27 protein-coding genes and 1 pseudogene are annotated in these 25,962 nt (G+C 73.2%); 17 read left to right on the plus strand and 11 right to left on the minus strand.

The annotated features are described in order from the left end of the window. Positions 1-98 precede the first annotated feature (98 nt). The 11 genes from B073_RS0104250 (at position 99) to B073_RS0104300 (ending at position 9,119) form a co-directional block, all read left to right on the plus strand. On the plus strand, positions 99-917 hold the full coding sequence (locus tag B073_RS0104250) for a helix-turn-helix transcriptional regulator (protein WP_018536848.1): 819 nt from the start codon (positions 99-101) through the stop codon (positions 915-917). Then, the gene (gene sufB / locus B073_RS0104255; protein ID WP_018536849.1) at positions 914-2,335 is read left to right on the plus strand and encodes a Fe-S cluster assembly protein SufB; all 1,422 of its coding nucleotides are present in this window, start codon (positions 914-916) and stop codon (positions 2,333-2,335) included. Before B073_RS0104250 ends, sufB begins: the two co-directional genes overlap by 4 nt. Positions 2,336-2,395: 60 nt before the next feature. Then, on the plus strand, positions 2,396-3,583 hold the full coding sequence (gene sufD, locus B073_RS0104260) for a Fe-S cluster assembly protein SufD (protein WP_018536850.1): 1,188 nt from the start codon (positions 2,396-2,398) through the stop codon (positions 3,581-3,583). Further along, positions 3,580-3,897, plus strand: a complete 318-nt coding sequence (locus tag B073_RS0104265; RefSeq protein WP_018536851.1) for a non-heme iron oxygenase ferredoxin subunit — start codon at positions 3,580-3,582, stop codon at positions 3,895-3,897. The genes sufD and B073_RS0104265 overlap by 4 nt, the downstream gene beginning before the upstream one ends. Positions 3,898-3,904: 7 nt before the next feature. Next, positions 3,905-4,669 (plus strand): Fe-S cluster assembly ATPase SufC, encoded by a 765-nt coding sequence (gene sufC, locus B073_RS0104270; RefSeq protein ID WP_018536852.1) that lies wholly within the window; start codon positions 3,905-3,907, stop codon positions 4,667-4,669. Further along, positions 4,666-5,922 (plus strand): cysteine desulfurase, encoded by a 1,257-nt coding sequence (locus B073_RS0104275; protein ID WP_018536853.1) that lies wholly within the window; start codon positions 4,666-4,668, stop codon positions 5,920-5,922. Before sufC ends, B073_RS0104275 begins: the two co-directional genes overlap by 4 nt. Before the next feature lie 67 nt (positions 5,923-5,989). Further along, entirely contained in the window at positions 5,990-6,448 is a 459-nt protein-coding gene (gene sufU / locus B073_RS0104280) for a Fe-S cluster assembly sulfur transfer protein SufU (protein WP_018536854.1), read from the plus strand. Next, positions 6,445-6,780, plus strand: a complete 336-nt coding sequence (locus B073_RS0104285; protein WP_016578639.1) for a metal-sulfur cluster assembly factor — start codon at positions 6,445-6,447, stop codon at positions 6,778-6,780. The genes sufU and B073_RS0104285 overlap by 4 nt, the downstream gene beginning before the upstream one ends. Positions 6,781-6,903: 123 nt before the next feature. Further along, positions 6,904-7,062, plus strand: coding sequence for a hypothetical protein (locus tag B073_RS43560; RefSeq protein ID WP_018536855.1), 159 nt, complete (start codon positions 6,904-6,906; stop codon positions 7,060-7,062). A gap of 143 nt (positions 7,063-7,205) precedes the next feature. Continuing rightward, the gene (gene dapD, locus B073_RS0104295) at positions 7,206-8,195 is read left to right on the plus strand and encodes a 2,3,4,5-tetrahydropyridine-2,6-dicarboxylate N-succinyltransferase (protein ID WP_018536856.1); all 990 of its coding nucleotides are present in this window, start codon (positions 7,206-7,208) and stop codon (positions 8,193-8,195) included. A gap of 117 nt (positions 8,196-8,312) precedes the next feature. Beyond that, complete coding sequence (locus B073_RS0104300) at positions 8,313-9,119, plus strand: EI24 domain-containing protein (RefSeq protein WP_026247052.1); 807 nt, start codon at positions 8,313-8,315, stop codon at positions 9,117-9,119. Between the two features lie 84 nt (positions 9,120-9,203). On the opposite strand, the gene B073_RS47060 is transcribed toward B073_RS0104300, so the two are convergent. Next, a complete protein-coding gene (locus B073_RS47060) occupies positions 9,204-9,344 on the minus strand; it encodes a hypothetical protein (protein WP_018536858.1) in 141 nt (46 codons plus the stop codon). A gap of 152 nt (positions 9,345-9,496) precedes the next feature. Then, complete coding sequence (locus B073_RS0104310; RefSeq protein WP_018536859.1) at positions 9,497-11,335, minus strand: endonuclease/exonuclease/phosphatase family protein; 1,839 nt, start codon at positions 11,333-11,335, stop codon at positions 9,497-9,499. A 217-nt stretch (positions 11,336-11,552) separates the two neighbouring features. Here B073_RS0104310 and B073_RS0104315 point away from each other — a divergent pair, with 217 nt between their 5' ends. Continuing rightward, positions 11,553-13,049, plus strand: a complete 1,497-nt coding sequence (locus B073_RS0104315; protein WP_018536860.1) for a hypothetical protein — start codon at positions 11,553-11,555, stop codon at positions 13,047-13,049. 30 nt (positions 13,050-13,079) lie between these two features. Here the strand turns inward: B073_RS0104315 and B073_RS0104320 are convergent, their stop codons facing one another. After that, entirely contained in the window at positions 13,080-13,976 is an 897-nt protein-coding gene (locus B073_RS0104320) for a class I SAM-dependent methyltransferase (RefSeq protein ID WP_018536861.1), read from the minus strand. Positions 13,977-14,144: 168 nt separating this feature from the next. Between B073_RS0104320 and B073_RS39070 the strand changes: the two genes are divergently transcribed. After that, the gene (locus tag B073_RS39070; RefSeq protein WP_018536862.1) at positions 14,145-15,122 is read left to right on the plus strand and encodes an MsnO8 family LLM class oxidoreductase; all 978 of its coding nucleotides are present in this window, start codon (positions 14,145-14,147) and stop codon (positions 15,120-15,122) included. 4 nt (positions 15,123-15,126) lie between these two features. On the opposite strand, the gene B073_RS0104330 is transcribed toward B073_RS39070, so the two are convergent. The 6 genes and pseudogenes from B073_RS0104330 to B073_RS0104355 all read right to left on the minus strand — a co-directional run bounded on the left by B073_RS0104330 (position 15,127) and on the right by B073_RS0104355 (position 20,254). Beyond that, positions 15,127-16,353 (minus strand): TerD family protein, encoded by a 1,227-nt coding sequence (locus B073_RS0104330; protein WP_018536863.1) that lies wholly within the window; start codon positions 16,351-16,353, stop codon positions 15,127-15,129. A gap of 91 nt (positions 16,354-16,444) precedes the next feature. After that, positions 16,445-16,717, minus strand: a complete 273-nt coding sequence (locus B073_RS0104335; protein WP_018536864.1) for a GlsB/YeaQ/YmgE family stress response membrane protein — start codon at positions 16,715-16,717, stop codon at positions 16,445-16,447. A gap of 139 nt (positions 16,718-16,856) precedes the next feature. Then, positions 16,857-17,666: an NAD-dependent epimerase/dehydratase family protein gene (locus B073_RS0104340; protein WP_018536865.1), complete on the minus strand. Its 810-nt coding sequence runs from the start codon at positions 17,664-17,666 to the stop codon at positions 16,857-16,859. Between the two features lie 249 nt (positions 17,667-17,915). Further along, positions 17,916-18,632, minus strand: a pseudogene (locus B073_RS39075) (class F sortase); the annotation flags it as partial. A gap of 24 nt (positions 18,633-18,656) precedes the next feature. Continuing rightward, entirely contained in the window at positions 18,657-19,313 is a 657-nt protein-coding gene (locus tag B073_RS0104350; RefSeq protein WP_018536867.1) for a hypothetical protein, read from the minus strand. A gap of 170 nt (positions 19,314-19,483) precedes the next feature. Continuing rightward, positions 19,484-20,254: an IclR family transcriptional regulator gene (locus B073_RS0104355; RefSeq protein WP_018536868.1), complete on the minus strand. Its 771-nt coding sequence runs from the start codon at positions 20,252-20,254 to the stop codon at positions 19,484-19,486. 168 nt (positions 20,255-20,422) lie between these two features. On the opposite strand from B073_RS0104355, the gene B073_RS0104360 reads away from it, so the two are divergent. After that, positions 20,423-21,073: a GNAT family N-acetyltransferase gene (locus tag B073_RS0104360; protein ID WP_234024993.1), complete on the plus strand. Its 651-nt coding sequence runs from the start codon at positions 20,423-20,425 to the stop codon at positions 21,071-21,073. Here the strand turns inward: B073_RS0104360 and B073_RS0104365 are convergent. Continuing rightward, complete coding sequence (locus B073_RS0104365) at positions 21,021-21,710, minus strand: class I SAM-dependent methyltransferase (protein WP_018536870.1); 690 nt, start codon at positions 21,708-21,710, stop codon at positions 21,021-21,023. The two genes, B073_RS0104360 and B073_RS0104365, sit on opposite strands and share 53 nt — an antisense overlap. 157 nt (positions 21,711-21,867) lie before the next feature. Here B073_RS0104365 and B073_RS0104370 point away from each other — a divergent pair, with 157 nt between their 5' ends. From B073_RS0104370 to B073_RS0104380, 3 genes are all read left to right on the plus strand, one after another. Next, positions 21,868-22,563: a DsbA family oxidoreductase gene (locus B073_RS0104370; protein ID WP_018536871.1), complete on the plus strand. Its 696-nt coding sequence runs from the start codon at positions 21,868-21,870 to the stop codon at positions 22,561-22,563. Between the two features lie 76 nt (positions 22,564-22,639). Beyond that, positions 22,640-23,713, plus strand: a complete 1,074-nt coding sequence (locus tag B073_RS0104375) for an aminotransferase class V-fold PLP-dependent enzyme (RefSeq protein WP_018536872.1) — start codon at positions 22,640-22,642, stop codon at positions 23,711-23,713. Positions 23,714-23,850: 137 nt separating this feature from the next. After that, positions 23,851-24,915, plus strand: coding sequence for an alkene reductase (locus B073_RS0104380; RefSeq protein WP_018536873.1), 1,065 nt, complete (start codon positions 23,851-23,853; stop codon positions 24,913-24,915). A 136-nt stretch (positions 24,916-25,051) separates the two neighbouring features. On the opposite strand, the gene thpD is transcribed toward B073_RS0104380, so the two are convergent. Beyond that, positions 25,052-25,954, minus strand: coding sequence for an ectoine hydroxylase (gene thpD / locus B073_RS0104385; RefSeq protein WP_018536874.1), 903 nt, complete (start codon positions 25,952-25,954; stop codon positions 25,052-25,054). Positions 25,955-25,962 lie beyond the last annotated feature (8 nt).

Here is a 25,962-nt window from a genome sequence, read left to right on the forward strand (position 1 = left end):
AAGGCCCCGAAATTAGGTAACCCTTAGTGACGGAGGCCACCGGTCCGTGATCCGGTACAGGCTTGAATCGATTTGACGAATTACGCAACAATGGCGTTGTGAAAAACGTTCGCGAGGACCGGAAGAGGCCAACGGCCCGGCAGACCGCCGGCCCCGTTTCGTCCGCCCCTGCGCACGACGACCAGCACGGCACCCGCAACCGCGTCGCCCGCTCGATCCTCGACCACGGCCCGTCCACCGCGGCCGAGCTGGCCCTCCGCCTGGAGCTGACCCAGGCCGCCGTCCGCCGTCATCTGGACGCGCTGGTCGCCGAGGGCGTCGTGGAGCCCCGGGAGAAGCGGGTCTACGGCACCCGCGGCCGCGGCCGCCCCGCCAAGGCGTTCGCCCTCACCGACTGCGGACGGGACGCCTTCGACCAGGCGTACGACGACCTCGCCGCCGACGCACTGCGCTGGATCGCGCAGAGCGCGGGCGGCGGCCCCGAGGGCGAGGCGGCGGTCGCCGCGTTCGCCCGCGCCCGGATGGCCGCACAGGCCGAGAGCTATCGCGAGGCGGTCGAGAACGCCGAGCCCGAGGCCCGCACCCAGGCCCTGGCGAAGGCGTTGACCGCGGACGGGTACGCTGCTACGGCGCGCAGTGCGCCCAATCCCCAGCTCGGTGAACAGCTCTGCCAGCACCACTGCCCGGTCGTCCACGTCGCCGAGCAGTACCCGCAGCTGTGCGAGGCGGAGACCGAGGTCTTCTCCCGATTGCTCGGGACCCACGTACAGCGCCTTGCCACCATCGCCCACGGCGACGGGGTGTGCACGACCTTCGTCCCGAAGGCCGGCGCCGGCAAGGCAGCTCACCGCACCGGTGAGCGCCCCACACAGACCACCACAGCATCTGCTAGCACGGCCGGGAGGAACCCCGCATGACGCTCCCCACGGAGACTGCTCACCCTGAGCTCGAGGGGCTGGGCAACTACGAATACGGCTGGGCCGACTCCGACGTCGCCGGTGCCGCCGCCAAGCGCGGCCTCTCCGAGGCGGTCGTCCGCGACATCTCGGCGAAGAAGAACGAGCCGGAGTGGATGCTCAAGCTGCGGCTGAAGGGCCTGAAGCTGTTCGACAAGAAGCCCATGCCGACCTGGGGCTCCGACCTCTCGGGCATCGACTTCGACAACATCAAGTACTTCGTCCGCTCCACCGAGCAGCAGGCCGCCTCCTGGGAGGACCTGCCCGAGGACATCAAGAACACCTACGACAAGCTCGGCATCCCCGAGGCGGAGAAGCAGCGCCTGGTCGCCGGTGTCGCCGCGCAGTACGAGTCGGAGGTCGTCTACCACCAGATCCGCGAGGACCTGGAGAAGCAGGGCGTCATCTTCCTGGACACCGACACCGCGCTGAAGGAGCACCCGGAACTCTTCCAGGAGTACTTCGGCACCGTCATCCCGGTCGGTGACAACAAGTTCGCCTCGCTGAACACCGCGGTGTGGTCCGGCGGCTCGTTCATCTACGTGCCCAAGGGCGTCCACGTCGACATCCCGCTGCAGGCGTACTTCCGGATCAACACCGAGAACATGGGCCAGTTCGAGCGGACGCTGATCATCGTGGACGAGGACGCCTACGTCCACTACGTCGAGGGCTGCACCGCCCCGATCTACAAGTCCGACTCGCTGCACTCGGCCGTCGTCGAGATCATCGTGAAGAAGGGCGGCCGCTGCCGCTACACGACGATCCAGAACTGGTCGAACAACGTCTACAACCTCGTCACCAAGCGCGCCGTCGCCTACGAGGGCGCGACGATGGAGTGGGTCGACGGCAACCTCGGCTCCAAGGTCACCATGAAGTACCCCGCGGTCTACCTCATGGGCGAGCACGCCAAGGGCGAGACCCTGTCCATCGCCTTCGCGGGCGAGGGCCAGCACCAGGACGCCGGCTCCAAGATGGTCCACATGGCGCCCAACACCTCGTCCAACATCGTCTCCAAGTCGGTGGCGCGGGGCGGCGGCCGGACCTCCTACCGCGGCCTGGTCGAGATCGGCGAGGGCGCCGCGGGCTCCAAGTCCAACGTGCTGTGCGACGCGCTGCTGGTCGACACCATCTCCCGCTCCGACACCTACCCCTACGTCGACGTCCGCGAGGACGACGTGTCCATGGGCCACGAGGCGACGGTCTCCAAGGTCAGCGAGGACCAGCTCTTCTACCTGATGAGCCGTGGTCTGAGCGAGCAGGAGGCGATGGCGATGATCGTGCGCGGTTTCGTCGAGCCGATCGCCCGTGAGCTGCCGATGGAGTACGCGCTGGAGCTCAACCGGCTGATCGAGCTGCAGATGGAAGGCGCGGTCGGCTGACCCCGGCCCCCGCAGCGAACGACTCCCGACAGAACGCAGAAAGCGAGCTAGACGACAGCCATGGCTGAGGCTCAGACGACCATCCCGGCGGGTTCCACGACCACCGGCTCCATCGCGGTGGCCGCGGAGTCCACCGTCGCCACCCGGATGAGCGCACCGCCGTCCTTCGACGTGGCGGACTTCCCCGTCCCGCACGGCCGCGAGGAGGAGTGGCGGTTCACGCCGCTCGCCCGGCTGCGCGGGCTGCACGACGGCACCGCCACCGCCGGCGGCCCGGACCTGAAGATCGACATCAGCGCGCCCGAGGGCGTCACCCACGAGCTGGTCGACCGCGCCGACCCGCGGGTCGGCAAGGCCGGCAAGCCGGTGGACCGCGTCGCCGCCCAGGCGTACAGCGCCTTCGAGAAGGCGTCCGTGGTCTCCGTCCCCAAGGAGACGCAGCTCACCGAGCCGATCCGGATCCGGGTGCACGGCGAGGGCGGCACCGCCTTCGGCCACCAGGTCGTGGAGCTGGGCGCGTTCGCCGAGGCCGTGGTCGTCATCGACCACACCGGTGACGGCGTGCTCGCCGCCAACGTCGACTACCTCCTCGGCGACGGCGCCAAGCTGACCGTGGTCTCCGTCCAGGACTGGGACGACACCGCCGTCCACTGCGGCCAGCACAACGCCCTGATCGGCCGGGACGCCACCTTCAAGTCCGTGGTCGTCACCTTCGGCGGCGACCTCGTCCGCCTGCACCCGCGGATCGACTACCAGGGTCCCGGCGGCGAGGCCGAGCTCTACGGCCTGTACTTCACCGAGCAGGGCCAGCACCAGGAGCACCGCCTCTTCGTCGACCACGACACCCCCAACTGCCGCTCGCACGTGACGTACAAGGGCGCCCTCCAGGGCCAGGACGCGCACGCGGTGTGGATCGGCGACGTGCTGATCCAGGCGGCGGCCACCGGCACCGACACCTACGAGCTCAACCGCAACCTCGTCCTCACCGACGGCGCCCGGGTCGACTCGGTGCCCAACCTGGAGATCGAGACCGGCGAGATCGTCGGCGCCGGCCACGCCTCGGCGACCGGCCGGTTCGACGACGAGCAGCTCTTCTACCTGATGGCCCGCGGCATCCCGGCCGACGAGGCGCGCCGCCTGGTGGTCCGCGGCTTCTTCGCCGAACTGGTCCAGCAGATCGGCGTCCCGGACGTCGAGGAGCGCCTGATGAGCAAGATCGAGTCCGAGCTGGAAGCGTCCGCGGCATGACCTACGTACGCGCAGCCGCGCTGAGCGAGCTGGAGGAGGACACCCCGAAGAGGGTGGAGATCGACGGCACGCCGGTCTCGCTCGTCCGCACCGAGGGCGAGGTGTTCGCGATCAACGACATCTGCTCGCACGCGAACGTCTCCCTCTCCGAGGGCGAGGTCGAGGACTGCTCGATCGAGTGCTGGCTGCACGGCTCCAGCTTCGACCTGCGCACCGGCAAGCCGTCCGGCCTCCCCGCGACGCGCCCCGTCCCCGTTTACCCCGTAAAGATCGAAGGGGACGACGTGCTCGTCTCCGTCACCCAGGAGTCCTGAGTCACCCATGGCAACGCTTGAGATCCACGACCTGCACGTCTCCGTCGAGGCCGAGAACGGCCAGCGCGAGATCCTGAAGGGCGTCGACCTGACCGTGAAGCAGGGCGAGACGCACGCCATCATGGGCCCCAACGGCTCCGGCAAGTCGACCCTCGCCTACTCCCTCGCGGGTCACCCCAAGTACACGATCACCGGCGGCACCGTCACCCTCGACGGCGAGGACGTCCTGGAGATGTCCGTCGACGAGCGGGCCCGGGCCGGCGTCTTCCTCGCCATGCAGTACCCGGTCGAGGTCCCCGGCGTCTCGGTCTCCAACTTCCTGCGCACCTCCGCCACCGCCATCCGCGGTGAGGCCCCCAAGCTGCGGACGTGGGTCAAGGAGGTCAAGGAGGCCATGGAGCGTCTTCACATGGACCCCGCCTTCGCCGAGCGCAACGTCAACGAGGGCTTCTCCGGCGGTGAGAAGAAGCGCCACGAGATCCTCCAGCTGGAGCTGCTGAAGCCGGCCATCGCGATCCTCGACGAGACCGACTCCGGCCTCGACGTCGACGCGCTCCGCATCGTCTCCGAGGGCGTCAACCGCGTCCGCGAGACCGGGGAGGTCGGCACCCTGCTGATCACCCACTACACGCGCATCCTGCGCTACATCAAGCCCGACCACGTCCACGTCTTCGCCAACGGCCGGATCGCCGAGTCCGGCGGCCCGGAGCTGGCGGACAAGCTGGAGGCCGAGGGGTACGAGGCTTACGTGAAGGGTGGTACGACCGCGTGACACAGCTGCCGGGCCTCCTCGACACAGAGGCGATCCGCAAGGACTTCCCCCTCCTGGACCGCCAGGTCCACGACGGCAAGAAGATCGTGTACCTGGACAACGCGGCGACCTCGCAGAAGCCGCGCCAGGTGCTGGACGCCCTGAGCGCCTACTACGAACGCCACAACGCCAACGTCCACCGCGGCGTGCATGTGCTCGCCGAGGAGGCCACGGCGCTGTACGAAGGCGCCCGCGACAAGGTCGCCGCCTTCGTCAACGCACCCAGCCGCGACGAGGTGATCTTCACCAAGAACGCCTCGGAGTCGCTCAACCTCGTGGCCAACATGCTCGGTTGGGCCGACGAGCCCTACCGTGTGGACCGCGACACCGAGATCGTCATCACGGAGATGGAGCACCACTCCAACATCGTCCCGTGGCAGCTGCTCTCGCAGCGCACCGGCGCGAAGCTGAAGTGGTTCGGGCTGACCGACGACGGCCGGCTGGACCTCTCCGACATCGACGAGGTCATCACCGAGCGCACCAAGGTCGTCTCCTTCACCCTGGTGTCCAACCTCCTGGGTACCGTCAACCCGGTCGAGGCGATCGTCCGCCGCGCCCAGGAGGTCGGTGCGCTGGTGGTGGTCGACGCCTCGCAGGCCGCGCCGCACATGCCGCTGGACGTGCAGGCGCTGCAGGCCGACTTCGTGGCCTTCACCGGCCACAAGATGTGCGGCCCGACCGGTATCGGTGTGCTGTGGGGCCGCCAGGAGCTGCTGGAGGACCTCCCGCCGTTCCTCGGCGGCGGCGAGATGATCGAGACCGTCTCGATGCACTCCTCCACCTACGCCCCCGCGCCGCACAAGTTCGAGGCCGGTACGCCCCCGATCGCCCAGGCCGTCGGCCTCGGCGCCGCGGTGGACTACCTCACCTCGATCGGCATGGACAGGATCGCCGCGCATGAGCACGCGATCACCGAGTACGCCGTCAAGCGGCTGCTGGAGGTCCCCGACCTGAGGATCATCGGCCCGAGCACGGCCGAGGACCGCGGGGCGACGATCTCCTTCACGCTCGGCGACATCCACCCGCACGACGTGGGCCAGGTCCTCGACGAGCAGGGCATCGCGGTCCGGGTCGGGCACCACTGCGCGCGCCCGGTCTGCCTGCGCTACGGAATTCCCGCGACCACGCGAGCGTCGTTCTATCTGTACTCCACTCCGGCCGAGGTGGACGCCCTGGTCGAGGGCCTGGAGTACGTGCGCAACTTCTTCGGTTAACGAGCACCGCCTTCGGTTGATGAAGACCGCATGAGCACAGCGGATGAGGACGAGGACTGACTGAGTCGTGAAGCTGGATTCCATGTACCAGGACGTCATCCTGGACCACTACAAGCACCCCCATGGGCGCGGTCTTCGGGACGGCGACGCCGAGGTGCATCACGTCAACCCCACGTGCGGTGACGAGATCACGCTGCGCGTGAAGTACGACGGCACGACGATCGAGGACGTGTCCTACGAGGGCCAGGGCTGCTCCATCAGCCAGGCCAGCGCGTCGGTCCTCAACGACCTCCTGGTCGGCAAGGAACTCGGCGAGGCGCAGCGGATCCAGGAGACGTTCCTGGAGCTGATGCAGTCCAAGGGCCAGGTGGAGCCGGACGACGCCATGGAGGAGGTGCTGGAGGACGCGGTGGCGTTCGCCGGCGTCTCGAAGTACCCGGCGCGCGTGAAGTGCGCCCTGCTCAGCTGGATGGCCTGGAAGGACGCCACGGCCAAGGCCCTTTCCCAGGAGGCGAAGACCGCATGACCGACACCCCGACCACCACCAAGCCGGCCTCGGAGGAAGAGGTCCGCGAGGCGCTGTACGACGTCGTCGACCCCGAGCTGGGCATCGACGTCGTCAACCTCGGCCTGATCTACGGCATCCACATCGACGACGCCAACATCGCCACCATCGACATGACGCTGACCTCGGCGGCCTGCCCGCTGACCGACGTCATCGAGGACCAGGCGAGGTCCGCCACCGACGGCATCGTCAACGAGCTGAAGATCAACTGGGTCTGGATGCCGCCGTGGGGCCCGGACAAGATCACCGACGACGGCCGCGAGCAGCTGCGGGCGCTGGGGTTCAACGTCTGAGCGAGCGCTCCTGAGTGCTCTCTCGGCGGCACGCCGCACACGTCGCACGGTCCGGAACGGCCGTGCCCACCGGTTCTCCGGCGGGCACGGCCGTTCCGTCGTGCCGGGCCGCCGGCCGACGAGGTGGCGCCGCTCGGCCGGCGGATCGGCGACCCGGCCACCGCCCGGGCGGTGGTGGCCGTCACCGACGGACTGCTGCTCCAGCACCTGCGCACCGGCCAGCCCTTCCAACCGGCCGTGGTGCGCGAGGGGTTGGCGGGGGTGCTGGGTCCGTCCCGCTGACCGGTGGCGGCGGCCGGGCGGCTGGTGCGACCGTACGAGACAGGCGGTGCAGGCGGGCCACCGGGATCGTGCGACCGTACGGGGCGGGACCGATCGCTGAGACCGGTTCGCCTCCGCGGGCGGGCTCCGGTTAGGTTTCCAGCATGACCGATGCTGCAACCCCCCGTACGACCGGCGCCGTCGCCGCCGGGCTCGCCACCGTCGCCTCCGACGGCACCGTTCTCGACACCTGGTTCCCCGCGCCCGAGCTGGTCGACGCGCCCGGCCCGGCCGGCACCGAGCAGCTGGCGGACGACCGCGCCGCCGAGCTGCTGGGCGACGCCGTCCGCAAGGCGGTCGGCCCCGACCCGGTCCGCGGCGTGGAGGTCGTGGCCGTCCGCACGGTCATCGCCTCCCTGGACGACAAGCCGCTGGACGCGCACGACGCCTACCTGCGTCTGCACCTGCTCAGCCACCGCCTGGTCAAGCCGCACGGCCAGAGCCTGGAGGGCATCTTCGGCCTGCTGGCCAACGTCGCCTGGACCTCGCTCGGCCCGGTGCCGGTCGACCGGCTGGAGACGGCCCGGCTGAACGCCCGCGCCGAGGGCCTGCACCTCCAGGTCACCAGCGTGGACAAGTTCCCGCGGATGACCGACTACGTGGCGCCCGCCGGCGTCCGGATCGCCGACGCCGACCGGGTGCGGCTCGGCGCCCACCTCGCGGCCGGCACCACCGTCATGCACGAGGGCTTCGTCAACTTCAACGCCGGCACCCTGGGCACCTCCATGATCGAGGGCCGGATCAGCGCCGGTGTGGTGATCGGCGACGGCTCCGACATCGGCGGCGGCGCCTCCACGATGGGCACCCTCTCCGGCGGCGGCAAGCAGATCATCTCGATCGGCGAGCGCTGCCTGCTCGGCGCCGAGTCCGGCATCGGCATCGCGCTGGGCGACGAGTGCGTCGTCGAGGCCGGCCTGTACGTGACCGCCGGCACCCGGGTCACCCTGCCCGACGGCCAGATCGTCAAGGCACTGGAGCTCTCCGGCGCCGACAACATCCTCTTCCGCCGGAACTCCACCACCGGCACCGTCGAGGCCCGCCCGAACAAGGCGGTCTGGGGCGGTCTGAACGAGATCCTGCACAGCCACAACTGACCGGGCGCCGCCCGCAGTCGGTGCCCGCCCCGGGGCCGGCGGTCCCTCCGCCGGCCCCGGGGCGTGCCCGCTTCCGGGCCCGGACCGGCCGCCGTGCCGCGCCGATAGGGTGGCCCCATGCGTGATCTTGTCGCGGGGATGCGGTATCTGGGCCGGGGTGTGCGGTGGGCCGCCCGGCACGGCCGGTGGTGGGGGTTCGGGCTGATCCCGGCGCTGATCGCGCTGGTGCTCTACGCGGGGCTGCTCACGGTGCTGGCTCTGTGGGCAGGCGACGTCGCCGCGTGGGCGACGCCGTTCGCGGACGGCTGGGGCTCCCCGTGGCAGGGGCTGCTGCGCGGGCTGTTCGTGGCGCTGCTGCTGGCCGGCGGGCTGACGCTGTCGGTGCTGACGTTCACCGCCGTCACCCTGCTGATCGGCGACCCCTTCTACGAGTCGCTCTCGGAGCGGGTCGAGGAGAGCGAGGGCGGCTGCCCGCCCGGCCCGGACCGCCCGCTGTGGCGGGAGATCGGCATTGCGCTGCGGGAGATGGTCCATGTCCTGCTGCGCGCCGCCGGGTTCGGGGTGCTGCTCTTCCTCCTGGGCTTTCTGCCGGTCGTCGGGCAGACCGCCGTCCCGGCCGTCGGCTTCTGCGTCTCCGGCTTCTTCCTCGCGGTGGAGCTGACCACGGTGGCGATGCAGCGCCGCCAGGTGCCGGTCCGCGAGCGGCTGCGGCTGCTGCGCGGCCGGCTCGGGCTGGCGGTCGGCTTCGGGACGCCGCTGGTGCTGCTGTTCCTGATTCCGTTCGCGGCGGTGCTGCTGATGCCGGGCGCGGTCGCGGGGGCCACCCTGCTGGTGCGGGACCTGATCCCCGCCGGGCCGGATACCGGGGCGGCGGTGGCCGGCGGGGGCGGGCCCGAGGACCGGTCGGTGCCCGCCGCCCGGTGACGCGCCCGCCGGCGCCCGGAAGCGACGGAGCGGCCGCCGCACCAGCCGGTGCGGCGGCCGCTCAGGCGTACTGCCCTACCCGCGTCAGTCAGCCTTGCGCGACCGCGGCTTCAGGTCCTGGGTACGCTCGGCGGCGGACTCCGGCGACTGCGACCGGTGCTGTTCGGAGCGCCGCTCGGCGGCCCGGTCCTGCTTGCCCGACTTACGGTTCTGCGACTTCGGCATCATGACTCCTTTTGTCTCGCCGAAATGGTGCTTACACAGCCCAGTACCGCACCCCCGGGCGCGGTTGGCCCCCGGGGGTGGGCCGGTGGAGTGACGGGACGATCACCCCGGGTGAGGCGCGGGGCAGGAGTGCGGGGCGGGACCGCGGGGTGTCAGGGCCTGATCCGCAGCACCTGCGGGTCGTGGTCGCTGGTCTGGTCCGCGTACTCGGCGTTGATGTGCACGATGTCGTAGTCGGTCCGGGTCAGCGCCCTGCTGGTGAGCAGGTGGTCCAGCACCTGGGAGTTGCCCTGGTACACGTAGCTGTAGCGCTCGGCCGGCGGCAGCTCGGTGACCTGGTCGGTGAGCACCCCGCCGGCGGTGAGGGTCTTCAGCGCGGGCGAGAACTGGTAGTCGTTGAGGTCCCCGGCCACCACCACATCGGCCTTGGGGTCCTTGGCCAGCAGCTGCTTCACGAAGCCGTTGACGAGCCCGGCCTGGGCGGTGCGCTGGGTCTCCGAGGTCCGGGCCGGCGGCTGGAACCGGCTGTCCAGACCCTGGTCGCCGCCCTTGGAGTTGAAGTGGTTGGCGATCACGAAGACCCGGCGGCCGGGCCTGCTCTTCAGCGTGAACTCGCCGACCAGCGGCTTGCGGCTGGACTTCCACGCCGCGTCGCCCGGTGCGATCCGGCCCGGCGACGCCGACAGCCCGGCCCGGCCGTGGTCGTCGACGACCTTCACCGGCGTGGTCGCGTCGCCGCCCTTGACGTCGGTGAACGCCACCCGCTGCGGGTTGAAGAGGAACACCACCCGGATGTTGCCGCCGGGCCGGCCGCCGTCCTGGTCGTTCCGCGGGTCGATCGACCGCCACCGGTACGACGGGCCGCCGGCCGCCCTGACGGCGTCGGTGAGCTTCTTGAGGGTGACCCCGGCGGTCACCGTGCCGTCGTCCTTGGCGCCGCTGTCGTCCTGGACCTCCTCCAGGGCGATCACGTCGGGCGCGGCGAGGTTGTGCACCAGCCCCTTCGCCAGCCGGTCGAACTTCTCCTGCGGGTTGTCCGGCGCGAGGTTCTCGACGTTGTAGGTGGCCACCGCCAGCTCGTCGGCGGTCTGCTTGCGGGTGACCTCCGGCGCCGGGGTGTGGGCGGCGAGCCGGCCCAGTTCGGTGGCCTGGACGGTGTAGCCGCCGAAGTTGTCGTAGTCCAGCGGGCCGGCGGTGGTGCCGGTCAGCCGGTCGCCGACATTGGCGACCGGGAACGGCCGTTGGGAGAAGGGGATCAGGGACTGGACCTTGATCCGGCCGCCGTTGGGGTCGGCGTAGGAGCCGTAGAGCGTGCCGCCGCGGGCGGTGCGGTGGTGGCCGGGGGTGGCGGTCACCCACAGCTCGTGGTGGGTGTTGGTGGGGCCGACGACCGGGGCGTTCGAGAGCGCGACCCGCATGCCCTCCAGCGACTCCAGCCGGTCCAGGGCGTACGTGGCCGGCCGCAGGGGCAGCGACTCGATGCTCTTTCCGCCCGCGTCGGGTGCGTAAGTCGCGGGAATTGAGGAGGTGTTGAGCTTGACCGGGGCCGGCAGCGGCTGGTGGGCCGCGGTGACCTGCCAGGTGGCGTCCGTGATCTCGGTGACGGACTGGCCGCCGGCGGCCTTGCCGCCCGGGTAGTACTCACTGACCGTGCCGGTGAAGGTGATCGCGTCGCCGACCGCGACCTCCGGCGTCTTTTTGCCGGTGAAGACGAAGACCGCCTCGCTGGTGGCCGGGTCGCCGTCCGGGTGCGGGTCCTGCACCCAGAAGCCGCGCGACGAGCCGAACGCCCGGATCGCGGTCACGGTGCCGGGCACGCCGTCGACCTGCTTGCCGGCCAGCGGGGATATCCGGGTTCTGCCCTGTATGTCGTGGATCCGGGTGCCGGCCGCGGAGGCGGACTGCATGCTGAGCAGTCCGCCGGCGAGGGCGGCACAGGCGGCCACCGCGGTGAGGGCGACCGGCCTGCGGAGCGTACGACGGGATGGCATCCAAGCCTCCGGAGAAAGGGGGGTAGGGGGGTGGAGAGGCGGCGGAGCGGGACCGGCGCTCGCGCTACGCGCGTCAATCTCTTGTGTGCGCAAGGGAGTTGTCAAGGTTCCCCGGGTGGACGGGAGCGTACGGGAGGGTGAACCGCCCGACATGGGGAGAATTCCGTCTACGCTTGGGCGGCGCACAAGCCGACGTCCGTCCGAGGAGCTGAGCCAGATGTCCGCAGACCGCCCCACGATGCCGCCGGTGCGGCTGCACCCCGAAGCGGAGCTGGCCCGGGCCGCGCTGAGTGCCCCGCTGCTGGCCCGCGCCGCCCGGCTCGCCCGCTGGGCGGAGTCCGGCGTCCCGGTCGGCGTCGGCGGCGAGCTGCTGGCCAAGCCGCTGGCCGCCGCCACCGAGCATCTGGGCCTGGCCGGCGACGAGGACGGCCCCTCCTACACCGCCGAGGCATGGCAGCTGGCGGTGGACACCGGGCTGGTCGAGATCACCGAGCACGAGGAGGACGACGCCGAGGACGCCGCGAACCTCCCCGACGACGCCGCGGTCGGCACCGCCACCCCCGGCGAGGAGCTGGGTCTGCTCACCGCCGGCAGCCCCCAGGACGTGCTGGACATCTGGCTCGGCGGCATGGAGACCGTGCTCGCCGACGCGGTCGCCCCGGACCTCTCCGACATCGCCGAGCAGCTCGCCGACGGCGGCGAACTGGACCTGGACGCCCTCGACTGGAACCCCGAGGAGGAGGCCGAGCTGCTGGACGGCATCCTCGGCAACCTCTACCTCCTCAGCGCGCTGAACGAACTGCCCGACCAGGACGTCCCGCTGCCCGCGCTGGCCGCCTCCATGATCGTCCCGGACGACATGGACGAGCCCACCGACGAGATCCTCGAAGAGGTCTCCGAGGCGATGATGCGGCTCGACGACCAGTTCCGGGTGCTGGAGCCGATCGGGCTGGTCGTCTACCGGCCCGTCGACGAGGCGCTCATCGAGGAGCTGGACGAGGAGGGCGAGACGGTCCGGGCCGCCGAGCCGCTGGCCGACGAGGACGTCGCCCGGTACGGCATGGTCCGGCTCACCCCGCTCGGCGTCTGGGCGGTCCGCGCACGGATGCTGGACGCCGGTGTGGAGGCCCCGGCCGTCGGCGACCTCGTCGGCAAGGACGCCGAGGTCCTGCTGGAGGCGCTGCCCGACTACCCCGAGGCGCTGGCGCAGGCGGAGGCCGAGCAGTGGCTGGCCGCCCGCACCCCGCTGGACGCCGCCCGGGGCCTGCTCGCGGCCGCCCGCGGCGACGACGACCGCGGCCCGCTGCGCCGGCTCGCCGCCCAGCAGGCCCTCTCGCTGATCGGTCCGGCGGCCGAGCCGGCGCTGCGCGAGGTCCTCGACGACCGTCACCTGGGCGGACTGGCCCGGGTCTGGCTCGCCGAGCGCGCGCTGCCCGACATCCCCGAGCCGTCCCAGGACATGGTCTTCTGGCTGACGGTGGACACCATCGCGGCCCAGCTGGGCGACACCGGCGACGAGGCGGCGGCCGAACTCAGCGAGCTGGTGGGGGCGCTGACCGAGCAGCACAGCGGGTTCTTCGACGCGGTCTGGCGGGTGGACCACCCGGCCACCGCGGAGGTGCTGGAGGCCATGGGCCGGCTGCACCCGGACAAGAAGGCCGCCAAGGAGGCCCGCAAGGCCGCCTTCAAGGCGCGCTCACGGCGCGGCGAATAGCGGGCAGGGCCTGTCGGCGCGTGCCCCGGCTCAGTCGGCCGGGGCCGCCGCCGTGAGCAAGTAGTAGTCCAGCAGCCCCGTTTGATAGGCCGTCAGGTACTGCCGGGGCCATTTGTCGCGCAGCTCCGGCCGCTGCTCCATGTAGCGGTCGTAGGGCTCCCAGACGCCGTCGCCGATCGGTGTCACCGCGACGTCCCGCAGCCCGGCCGCGGCGAACGTCTCGGCCACGTCGTCCACCAGGTGCGGGACGTCCAGCCCGTCGGCGTACGGCGGCAGCAGCTGGGGCAGCACCCGGACCGCGTCCGGGACCCGGGCGAAGAACGTGGCCAGCGCGAACCCTCCGCCCGGGCGCAGCACCCGCACCGCCTCCCGCGCGAAGCCGGCCAGGTCGCGGAAGTGCTGGGCGGCCTCGACGGAGAAGACGAAGTCGGCGCAGGCGTCCGGCAGCGGCATCCCCTGGGCCGGGCCGAGCACGAACTCCAGCCGGCGGGGGCCGGCGTCCTCGCGGAGCAGGTCGGCGTTGGCCTCCAGGGCGCGGGCGATCTGGTCCGGGTGCGCGTCCAGGCCGATCATCGAGCCGAAGTCGAACTCCCGCAGGGCCAGCGCACAGCCCAGCCCGCGCCCGCAGCCGACCTCCAGGGCGGTGCGGCCGCGCGGCCGGTCGTAGGTGTCCAGCACGAGTCGGTAGAGGTCCTGCTCGCTGCGGAGCCGGTCGTCCTCGGTCAGCGGGCGGTCCGCCGGCTCGGGGAGCCAGGCCCAGTACCCGAAGTTGATGAAGCCGCCGGTGAACGCGGGGACCGTGCTGAGGTCCTCCGCGCCGTAGGTGGCGGCGACCCGCTCGGGGAGGTCCGGGCGGGGTGCGCCGTCCGGGTGGTCCGGGGGCCCGGGCCGGTCGGATCCGCCGGCCGGGGGCGGCTGCTGGGTCATCGGACGCTCCTCGTCGTCAGGCGTGGGGGAGGGGGCCGAGGGGGCGCGGGGACGGAATCCTGGGCGCGGACGGATGTTGAAGGGAAGGTGAGCGCGACTGTACGGACGACACAATTCTCAATCCTGGACCGCTCCCGCACCAGGGAGGGACACCCGCCCGCTGCGGCGTTGCGGGACACCGTGGAGCTGGCACGGCATGCCGAGCGCCTGGGGTACCACCGGTTCTGGGTCGCCGAGCACCACAGTGTGCCCGGCGTCGCCGGCTCCGCGCCCACTGTGCTGGCCGCCGCCGTCGCCTCCGCCACCGCCACGATCCGGGTCGGCACCGGCGGGGTGATGCTGCCCAACCACCGCCCGCTCGTCGTGGCCGAGCAGTTCGGGGTCCTGGCATCGCTCTTTCCCGGCCGGATCGACATGGGGCTGGGCCGCTCGGTCGGCTTCACCGGCGGCATCCGGCGGGCCCTGGGCACGGAGAAGGACGCGGCGGAGGACTTCGAGGAGCAGCTGGCCGAGCTGCTCGGCTACTTCACGGGGACCCAGACGGCCCATCCGCAGGTGCACGCCCGGCCGGCCGAGGGGCTGGCGGTGCCGGCGTTCGTGCTGGCCACCGGCGCCGGCGCGCGGATCGCGGCGCGCGCCGGGCTGGCGCTGGTCGTCGGCGACTTCCGGGACCCGGAGAAACTGCTCGCGGCCCTCGACGAGTACCGCGCCGGGTTCCGTCCGTCCGGGCTCTGGCCGCGGCCGTACGTGGTGATCTCCGGGACGGTCGCGGTGGCCGGGACGGCGGACGCGGCCCGGCGGCTGCTGGTCCCGGAGGCGCGGGCGCTGGCGTACTCGCGGACGCACGGGGTGTTCCCGCCGCTGCGGCCGGAGGCCGAAGGGGACGCGATGACGACCGAGCGGGAGCGGGGCTTCTACGAGGACGCGCTGCGGGGGCACGTCCACGGTACGGAGGAGCAGGTCGCCGAGGCGCTCGGGACGCTGATCGAGCGCACCGCGGCGGACGAGGTGCTGGTGACCACCAGCACCTACGACCGGGCGGCGCTGCGGGAGTCCTACGAGCGGCTGGCGCGGGTGGCGGGGCTGGCCGGCCGGGGCGGCCCGGCCGCGGTGGGTGCGGGGGCCGGCCCCGCACCCGCTCCGTAGCGGCCTACAGCGCGGCGGCCGCGGGCTTGACCATGCCGCGCACCGTGCGGGCGTCGACGAAGCTGCCCAGCGCGGTCATCTCCCACTCGCCGGAGTACTGGCGGACGAGCTTGGCCATCAGCACGCCGGTCCGTGGCTCGGCGCCGGCCAGGTCGAAGCGGACCAGCTCCTCGCCGGTCTGTGCGTCCGTCAGCCGGCAGTACGCGTTGGCGACCTCGGAGAACTTCTGGCCGGAGAAGGAGTTGACGACGAAGACCAGGCCGGTGACCTGCGGGGGGATTCCGCCGAGGTGGACGGTGATCACCTCGTCGTCGCCGGCGCCGTCGCCGGTGAGGTTGTCGCCGGAGTGCTGGATCGCGGCGTCCAGGATCCTGAGCTTGCCGAAGTAGCAGCTGTCGATCGTGTCGCGGTCCGGGCCGTAGGCGATCACCGAGGCGTCCAGGTCGATGCTCCGGCCGCGCCGCGCGGGCTCCCAGCCCAGGCCCATCCGGACCGAGGCGAGCAGCGGGCGGCCGCCCTTGACCAGGGAGACGGTCTGGTTCTTCTGCAGGCTGACCCGGCCCTTGTCGAGGTTGATCTTGCCGGTGGCGGGCGCGGGGGACGGCGGGGCCGGGGCGGCCGGCGGGGGCGGGGCGACCGGGGCGGGGGCGCCGGTGGGCGGTGCCCACTGGGCCGGCGGGACGGGCGCCGCCGGGGCCGGGGGCACGGCGGGTGGCTGCGGGGCGGGCGCCGCCGGGGCGGCCGGTTCCGCCACGCTCACCCCGAAGTCGGTGGCGATGCCGGCGAGGCCGTCGGCGTACCCCTGGCCGACCGCGCGGACCTTCCAGCCGCCGCCGCGGCGGTAGATCTCCATGACCACCAGCGCGGTCTCCGGGCCCAGCCGCGGCGGGGTGAAGGTGGCCAGCACGGCACCGCCGTCGGCGTCCCGGACCGTGCCGGTCGGCTCGGTGCCGGCGAAGGTGGCGCCGGGCGCGTCCAGGCTCGCGGTGACCACGACCTTGTCGATGTCCGCGGGCACCGCGGCGGTGTCCACCGTGATGGTGTCGCCGTCGGACGCCGTGCGGTGGCTCACCCCCGGCCCCGCCGGCTGGTTGTAGAAGACGAAGTCGTCGTCGGAGCGCACCTTGCCGCCGGCGGTCAGCAGCAGGCCCGACACGTCCAGCCGGACGGGGGCGGTGACGGTCACCGCCACCCGCGCGGTGGCGAGCGGGAGGTTCGAGCCAGGAGTCATTGCGGTCATGCCAGCCCTAACGGTCAGGGGAGGTACGCGGTTCCCCGCGCCGGCCCGCCCCTGAGGCGGCCGGGGCGGGCGTCCGCGCCGGTCAGCGCCGGGCCCGGGAGTTGCCGAAGAGCAGCCGGTAGGCGATCAGCAGGATCAGGGAACCGGCCACCGCGGAGACCCACATGGCCGGGTCGAAGAAGTCCTTGGGGATCGGGCGGTGCAGGAAGCGGGTGGAGAGCCAGCCGCCGAGGAAGGAGCCGGCGATCCCGGTCAGGGTGGTGCCGGCGAGGCCGCCCGGGTCCCGTCCCGGCAGCAGGACCTTGGCGATCACGCCTGCGATCAGGCCCAGGAGAAGCCAGCTGACGATGCCCATGGTGTGTACCTCGTTCTCGCGTGTGTGGTGCGGCCCGTCCGGACGCGGTGTGCCGATACCGGGCGGGCGTTGTGCCCTCAAGGACGCCGGGGGACGGGGACGAGGTTCCGTACGGTGCCGGATCGCCCGGGAAACGTCACTAATGCGGCCACATGGGCGGGTTGGTGCAGAACGTCCCGCCGAGGTGGGCGTGGTCGGGGTCGTCCGGGTCGAGTTCGCCCTGGGCGGCGAGGAGTTGGGCGGCGTACGGCTCGGAGTCGTCCTGCGGGTCGTAGCCCAGGGCGCGGGCGGTGGACAGGTCCCACCACAGGCGGGTGTTGGCGGAGGAGCCGTAGGCGACGGTGTGGCCGACGTGTTCGGCGGTGAGCGCGGCGTGCAGCAGCCGTGCGCAGTCCGCCGGGCTCAGCCAGAGGGAGAGCATCCGGACCGTCGTCGGCTCCGGGAAGCAGGAACCGATCCGCAGCGAGACGGTCTCGATGCCGTGCCGGTCCCAGTAGAGGGCGGCGAGGTCCTCGCCGAAGCCCTTGGAGAGGCCGTAGAAGGTGTCCGGGCGGCGCGGGGTGTCGACGGGGATGGCGGCCGAGCCGTCCGGTGGCCGCGGGGTGAAGCCGACTGCGTGGTTGGAGGAGGCGAGGACCACCCGCCGGACACCCGCCGCCCGGGCCGCCTCGTAGAGCAGGTAGGTGCCCTCGATGTTGGCCCGCAGGATCTTCTCGAAGGACGACTCCACGGAGATGCCGGCGAGGTGGACGATCGCGTCGACCCCGCGGACCGCCGCGCGCAGCGCCTCGGTGTCGGCCAACTCCGCGGTGACCGCGTCCGGTTCGCCCTCGATCGGGCGCCGGTCGAACAGCCGCAGCCGGTAGCCGTACGGCGGCAGCAGCTCGCGCATCAGGGTGCCGATCCCGCCGGCGGCGCCGGTGAGCAGGACGGTGCGGGGTGCGGTCATGGGCGGTAGTCCTCCGGCTGGGCGGCGGGGCCGTGCCCGCGGACGTCGCCGGCCGGGGCCACCGGACCCGGGTTCACAGGGAGGACGTGCCGCGAACGGAGGGACACGCTAGGAAGCCGGGTCCCGGCCGGTCAAGGCGGTCGGCGCGGTGGCCGGACCGGCTGGTGCGGCGCGGGGTGCGCCGTGGGCGCTGAACCGGTCGGCGGGTGGCCGGGCCCAGGGCAGCGGCGCCGCCTCCGTGCCCTTGGCCTGACTTCCCGTCAGGTGGGCGAAGACCACGACATTGCCCAGATACTCCTGCCGGGCCCGGCTGAAGCCGCCACCGCAGGTGATCAGCCGGAGTTCGGGCCGGCGGGCCTCGCCGTAGACCTTCTCGTCGGGGAAGTGCCGGCCGTCGTAGACCTCCACCGCGTCGACGGTGAACACCGCGGTCCGGCCGTCCGCGCGCAGGATCCGCACGGTGTGCCCCTTCTTCAGGGCGCCCAGGCGGTAGAAGACCGCGGGACCGGTGCGGGTGTCCACATGGCCGGCGATCAGGGCGGTGCCGGTGGCGCCCGGCGGGGTGCCCTCGGCGTACCAGCCCGCCAGATCGCGGTCCCCGGCCGACGGCGGGGCCAGGCTGCCGTCCGCGGCCAGCCCCAGCCGGATCAGCGGGGCGTCGATGCGCAGGGACGGCACCGCCACCCGCAGCGGTTCGGCGGGCGGCAGCGGCGGCGCGGCCCGTTCGGTGGCCGGGGCCCCGCCCGGCGGTCCGCCGGTGAACCCCTGTGCGGCGGGCGGCTGGGGCGGCGGCGCGGTCTCCCGGGTGCCGCCGGCGATCAGCCAGGCGCCGGCGCCGCACGCCAGGACGGTGACCGCGGCCGCCGCCGCACCGGCCGGCCGGGCCCGGCCGCGCCGCCGGCCACGCCGCCCGCCCTCCGGAGGCGGTGGCGGGGGAGCGGGGCCCGCGGGGGCGTCGGGCGGCATGGCAGGCCGGGAGCGCGGCCGGGGTCAGTACCGGCCGCCGGGGCGGCGCCGGCGCACCAGCCAGACCCCGCAGGCCGCGGCCGCCAGCGCCACCCCGGCGCCGGCCGCGATCTCGGTGGTGTTGATGCCGTCCTCGCTGGTGGAGCCCTCACCGGTCTTCATCTTGCCCTTGGGCGGCGTGGTGGGGCCGGCGCCGCCGGGCGCGGGCGGAGCGGAGTGCTCCTTGGCCGGCATGCTCGGCGCCGCGCTGCCGTGGCCCGTCCCGGGGCTCGCGCTCATCCCCGGACCCATGCCCGAACCCGGGCTCGCGCTCGGGCCGGTGGACGACTCCTGGGTGGCGACCCGGACCGTGCCGGTGAGCGCCTTGCCGTCGGCGCACTTGCCGCCGATCCCGTAATTCCCGGGCTTGGTACCGGGCTTGACCGTCACCTTCCCCACCAGGGAGCCCTTGGCCGGGCCCGGGGCGAAGGCGACCGTGCCCCCGCCCAGCGCGGCGGCGTCCACGCTCGCCGAGCGGCTGGCCCCGCACCCGGTGGTGGAGAGGGAGACCGTGGCGCCGGCGGTGGCCGTGCCCGGCGAGACCTCGATGGTGCCGAAGTCGCCGGCGTACGCCGCGGTGGCGGCCAGGCCCAGTGTGGCGGCGGACAGCGCGGCACCGGTGAGCAGTCGGGTGGAACGCATGGGCACAACCTCCGCGAAGCGCGGCCGTGGCACACGTGCGCCACTGGGAAGTCGGTGGAGTTCCGCGCCTCCACCCACGAGATAAGCCGCAGCCGGCCGGGCGGTCCTGCTGGCCTACGGAGAACGGGTGAGCGGGCCCGGCCGGCTGGGCCGACCGGGTTCCGCGGGGCTCAGAGCCGCCGGGTGGCCAGCGTCAGCCGGTCCCGGGCGTCGAACAGCGCGTCCTTGATCGTCTGCTCGTGGGCCGGGGTCAGCCGGGCCACCGGCACCGAGCAGCTGATCGCGTCCCGGGCCGGGGTGCGGTAGGGGACCGCCACGCCGAAGCAGCGCAGGCCGAGGGTGTTCTCCTCGCGGTCGACCGCGAAGCCCTGCGTGCGGACCGTGTGCAGCTCCTCGATCAGCCGCTCCCGGTCGGTGAGGGTGTGCTCGGTCAGCGCCGGCAGGGTGGCCGGCAGCAGGGCCCGCACCTGGTCGTCGGTGCAGGTGGCGAGCAGCGCCTTGCCCAGCGAGGTGGAGTGCGCGGGCAGCCGCCGGCCGACCCGGGTGAACGGGCGGAGGTAGTGCGGCGACTGACGGGTGGCGAGGTGGACGACGTCGGTGCCGTCGAGCCGGGCGAGGTGGATGGTCTCGGTGGTGTCGTCGGAGAGCCGGTCCAGGGTCGGCCGGGCGGCGGCCACCACCTCGTCGCCGTCGATGTACGACGTGCCGACCAAGAGGGCGCGGACGCCGATGCCGTAGCGGGTGCCGGTGGCGTCGGTCTCCACCCAGCCGAGGTCGACCAGGGTGCGCAGCAGCATGTAGAGGCTGGACTTGGGATAGCCGACGGCTTCCTGGACGGAGCCGAGGCTGTGCATGCCGGGGCGGCCCGCGAAGTACTCCAGCAACTCCACCGTCCGCACTGCGGACTTGACCTGCGCCCCACCGGTCTCGGCAGCTGCCATCGCCCTTGACCCCTCTGTTCGCACGGCCATAGAGTCCCAGGGATTCATCATCTGGGACAGCGTTCAGCATAGAGAACGTCGTCCTGTGTGGGGGCAAGGGTCCGCGCGGCAACGGCTTCGCCCGGGAGGACGCACATGACGGCAGCGGAAGCAGTACCAGTCTGGAGCGTGGACCCCCGAACCGGGAAGCGCCGGGAGCGCGTTGGGGCGGAGGCCACGGCGGACGCGGTGGACGCCGGCCGGGTCCCCGGCGGGGGAGGGGACCGGCCGGTGAGCCCCGCCCCGGAGGTCCGCCCCGCCACCCCCGCCGACGTGGAGCGGATCGCCGCCCTGCACACCGCCGCCCGGGCCGCCTACCTCCGTGCCCGGGTGCCGGACGCGCCGTTCGACGCGCCCGCCGAGTACGCCCGTCGGTGGGACGCCTGGGACCGGATGCTGCACCGCGACCGGGCCCCCACCCTCTGCGCCGTCCGGCACGGCACCGTCCTCGGCGCCGCCTCCTGGGGCGAGCCCCAGCACTCCCCGCACACCGGCCCCGCGAGCACCGTCGAACTCCGCCAGCTCCACGTCGACCCGGCCCACTGGGGCGCCGGCGTGGGCCGCGCGCTGCACGCCGCCTGCCTGCACGCCTGGCGCGCCGCCGGCTTCTCCCGGGCCGTCCTCGACGTGCGCTGGCACAACCGCCGGGCGCGCGCCTTCTACCACCGCCTCGGCTGGCGCCCCGACGCCGACCGCCGCCCCGCCCCCGACGCCACCCACCTCGCGCTCACCCTGCCGCTGGCCGGTCCGGAGCAGCCGCCGGCTCCCGCCGCGCCATGAGCTGCAGCCGCTCGGCGGTGTGGCCGTTCAGGGTCGGCACCACCGTGCGCCGCTCCCGCAGCACCGTGAAGCCCGCCGCCCCCAGCAGCCCCCGCAGCCACTCCGGCGCATGGTGCCGGAACACCCCGCCGTCCTCCGCCTCGAACACCCCGTACGTCCCGTACCGCGCCGCGAACCGCTCGTACCGCTCGCGGTTGAACGGGTCGTCCTGCAGCGGCACATCGCTCACGTACAGCACCCCGCCCGGCCGCACCAGCCGCGCCAGCTCCCCGACGATCGCCCGCTGGCCCGCGTCGTCCGGCACGCAGGTCAGCACCGCGAACAGCAGGGCCGCGTCGAAGATCCGGTCCACGAACGGCAGCGGCAGCCCGGCCCAGCGCATCAGCGCCAGCTCCGGGTGCTCCCGCCGCCCCCGCGCGATCAGCGCCGCGGACCGGTCCACCCCGCGCACCGAGCAATACCCCGCCGCCACCAGCTCCGCGGTGAGCCGCCCGTACCCGCAGCCGTAGTCCAGCACCCGCGCGGTCCGCGGTACGAACTCCGCCAGCAGCTCCGGGTCGATCGGGTGGGTGAACGTCTTCGCGGCCCCGGTCGTCTCCCAGAACCCGGCGTTGTCCTGCGACGATGGCATACCCATGGTGGGAAGGTACCGCCTGGCGCCCGGCCGCCCGCCGACCCGCCGCCCGCGCGTGGCCGCGGCGACCGGCCCCCGGAATAACCCGTTCCGCCGCGCCGTTGCACCCCTCCGTACCCCCGGCCGGCCCCGGCCGGTCCCCCCGAGGAAAGTCACCCCCATGCACGTCGAAATCTGGTCGGACATCGCCTGCCCCTGGTGCTACGTCGGCAAGGCCCGCTTCGAGGCCGGCCTGGCGGCCTTCGCCGGGCGGGCGGACGTCGAGGTCGTCCACCGGTCCTTCGAGCTGGACCCGGCCGCGCCGCCGGCCACCGACGTCCCGGTCCTGGAGATGCTCGCGGCGAAGTACGGCGTCAGCCGGGAGCAGGCCGAGGCGATGGAGGCCCGGGTCGCCGAGGCGGCCGCCGGCGAGGGGCTGGACTACCGCTCCGACCGCGTCCACGGCAACACCTTCGACCTGCACCGGCTGCTCCACCTGGCCAAGGCGCACGGCGTCCAGGACGCGCTGCTCACCGCCCTGTACCGCGCCAACTTCGCCGAGGCCCGCCCGCTCGGCGACGCCGCGGTGCTCACCGGCATCGCGGCCGCGGCCGGGGTGCCCGAGGAGGAGGCCGCGCGGGTCCTCGCCGACCCCGACGCCTACGCCGAGGAGGTCCGCGCCGACGAGCGCACCGCCGCCGAGCTGGGCGCCACCGGTGTCCCCTTCTTCGTCATCGACCGCCGCTACGGCATCTCCGGCGCCCAGCCCGCCGACGTCTTCCGCCAGGCCCTGGAGCGGGCGCACGCCGACTCCGGCGTGCAGGTCCTGGCCGCCGACGACGCGGACACCTGCGGCGACGGGAGCTGCGCGGTCTGAGCAGGCGCGCGCCCTAGGCGTCCTGCGGCTCCGTTTTCCCGTGGACGCCGGGTCGGTGACCGGCCAGAGTGGGGCCATGCAGCGACACACGGCACTGGGCGGGGACGAGTTCGCGCCCGAGACGGTCTATCTGAACTCGGCGTCCAGCGGGCTGCTGCCCGCCCGGAGCGCCGCCGCGGTGACCGCCGCCCTGGCGGAGTCGGCCTCGTACGGCACGATGGGGCCTGACTACTTCGGGGCGGCGGCCCGGGCGCGCGCGGCGTTCGCGCGGCTGACGGGGGTGCCCGAGGAGCGGGTGGCGCTGGGCAGTTCGGTCGCGGTGCAGTCGGCGTTCGTCGCCGGCTCGCTGCCGGCCGGCAGCGAAGTACTGGTCGCCGAGGGCGACTTCAGCTCCCTGGTGAATCCGCTGGCGGCGCGCGCCGACTGCACGGTGCGGGCGGTGCCGCGGGAGGCGCTCGCCGACGCGGTGCGGCCCGGTACGGCGCTGGTCGCGGTGAGCGCGGTGCACGCGCTGGACGGGCGGATCACCGATCTGGCCGCCGTCCGGGACGCCGCCCGCGCACACGGCGCGCTGACCTACGTCGACGCCACCCAGGCGGCGGGCTGGCTGCCGCTGCGGGCCGCCGACTTCGACTACGTGGTGTGCGGGGCGTTCAAGTGGCTGCTGTGCCCGCGCGGGACGACGTTCATGGTCTTCGGCGGGGAGCGGGGCGAGCCGGGCGGCCCGGGGTGGCCGGTGCCGGCGCACGCGGGCTGGATCGCCGGGGAGGACCCGGGGGAGTCCAACTACGGCGTGATCGACCGTCCGGCGGCCACCGCCCGGCGCTACGACGAGCCCTACGCCCACTACTCCTACGTGGCCGCCGAGCACTCCCTCGGGCTGCTCGCGGAGCTGGGCGTGGAGACCGTCCACGCCCACAACACCGCGCTGGCCGACCGCTATCGGGCGGGCCTGGAGGCCGCCGGGTTCGCCCCGGTGCCCGCGCCCGGCTCCGCGATCGTCTCCACCCCGGGGCTGGCCGACGCCGAACCGCGGCTGGCCCGCGCCGGGGTGCGGGTCTCGGTCCGCGGCGGGCTGCTGCGGGCGGCGTTCCACCTCTACAACTCGGCCGCGGACGTGGACCGGGCGCTGTCCCTGCTGGTTCCGTGACGGGGCGGGCGGGCCCGTCTCCGCATGCCGTGCGGGAGGCGGGAATGCGGGACGCGGGACGGTGGCTGATGTAATGGCCAAGCGTCCGGCTCGGCAGCCGAGTTGACGTCCCGTGACACCCAGCTGAGAGGCCGTCAGTGACCACCGCGTTCGACCCCATAGAACTCGCCGGCATCCCGCTCGCCAACCGCATCGTCATGGCGCCGATGACCCGGAACCGCGCCACCGCCGAGGGCGTCCCCACCCCGTCCATGGTCGAGTACTACACCCAGCGGGCCTCGGCCGGCCTGATCATCACCGAGGCCACCCAGACCGAGGTGGTCGGCCGCGGCTACCCGCTCACCCCGGGCCTGCACACCGCGGACCAGGTCGCCGGCTGGCGCCGGGTCACCGACTCCGTGCACGCGGCCGGCGGCCGGATCTTCGCCCAGCTGTGGCACGGCGGCCGGATCGGCCACCCGGTGCTGCTGCCCGACGGACTGGTGCCGGTCGGCCCGTCCGCGGTCCGGGCGGCCGGCCAGGGCTTCACCCAGGACGGCCCGACGGACTTCGTCACCCCGCGCGAGCTGACCGGCGAGGAGATCCGCGCGACCATCGACGGGTTCGCCGCCGCGGCCCGCAACGCCCTGGACGCCGGCTTCGACGGTGTGGAGATCCACGGCGCCAACGGCTACCTCGTCCACCAGTTCCTGGCTCCCAACGCCAACCTGCGCACCGACGAGTGGGGCGGCTCCGACGAGGCCCGCGCCCGGTTCGCGATCGCGGTGGTCGAGGCGGTCGCCGGCGCGGTCGGCGCGCACCGCACCGGTCTGCGGCTCTCGCCCGGCAACCCGTTCAACGACATCGCCGAGCCCGCGCCCGAGGCCACCTACACCGCGCTGGTCGAGGCCGTCGCCCCGCTGGGCCTGGCCTATCTGCACACCTGCGACGTGCGCGACGGGGAGCTGCTGGCCCGGCTGCGGAAGCGGTTCGGCGGCCCGTTCCTGCTCAACCCGGCCACCGACGGCCGGCCCACCGGCCCGGAGGAGCTCCCGCTCGTCGAGCGCGGCGAGGCCGACCTGCTGGCGTACGGCGCGCTGTTCCTCGCCAACCCCGACCTGCCGCGCCGCCTGGCCGCCGGCGGTCCGTTCAACACCCCGGACCGCAGCAGCTTCTACGGGGGCGACGACACCGGCTACCTGGACTACCCGGTCCTGGACTGACGGAAGTTGACGGAGCGTCAGTATCAGTGGTGGCGATGACGACGGCCGCCGCGCCGCACCCCCGTGGTGCGGCGCGGCGGCCGTGCGCGGGGCCTGCCCGCCCGCTGCCGGGTGCTCGGAGCACCCCGGCCGGCCCCTACTTGACCGGGGTGAACGGGGCACGTGCCCCGATGTACTCCGGGCGCGGGACCGGGGCCGCGAACGGCTCGACCGCGGTGTTCTCCATGCTGTTGAAGACGATGAAGACGTTGCTGCGCGGGTACGGCGTGATGTTGTCGCCGGAGCCGTGCATGGCGTTGCAGTCGAACCAGGTCGCCGAGCCGGCCTTGCCGGTGAACAGGCGGATGCCGTGCCGGTCCGCCATCCTGGTCAGCGCCTCGTCCGACGGCGTGCCCGCGTCCTGCATCTGCAGCGACTTCTTGTAGTTGTCCTTCGGGGTGGCGCCCTCGCACCCGACGAAGTACCGGTGCGATCCGGGCATGATCATCAGGCCGCCGTTGGTGTCGTAGTTCTCGGTCAGCGCGATCGACACCGACACCGTGCGCATGTTGGGCAGCCCGTCCTCGGCGTGCCAGGTCTCGAAGTCCGAGTGCCAGTAGAACCCGGAGGCGCCGAACCCGGGCTTGACGTTGATCCGCGACTGGTGGACGTAGACGTCCGAGCCGAGGATCTGGCGGGCCCGGCCGACCACACGCGGGTCGGAGACCAGCTTCGCGAACACCTCGCTGATCCGGTGGATCTCGAAGACCGAGCGGATGTCCTGCGACGTCGGCTCCACGATGGAGCGCGGGTCGGCGCGCATCGCCGGGTCGGTCACCAGCCGTTCCAGCTCGGCGCGGTACACCGCGACCTCGTCCGCGGTGAGCAGCTCCGGCATGGCGAAGAAGCCGTCGCGTTCAAAGTCGCCCAGCTCGGACGCGGCGAACGGGCCCTGCGCTCCGGGCTGCGACCACACCACCGGGTCCTGCCGCGGGGTGATGACCTCGGCGGTCCCACGGGTCGGGTACAGGTCGGCGGTGCGCTCGGGTGCGGTGGTCATGGTGGTGC

Source organism: Streptomyces sp. MspMP-M5 (assembly GCF_000373585.1).
Classification (GTDB): domain Bacteria; phylum Actinomycetota; class Actinomycetes; order Streptomycetales; family Streptomycetaceae; genus Streptomyces.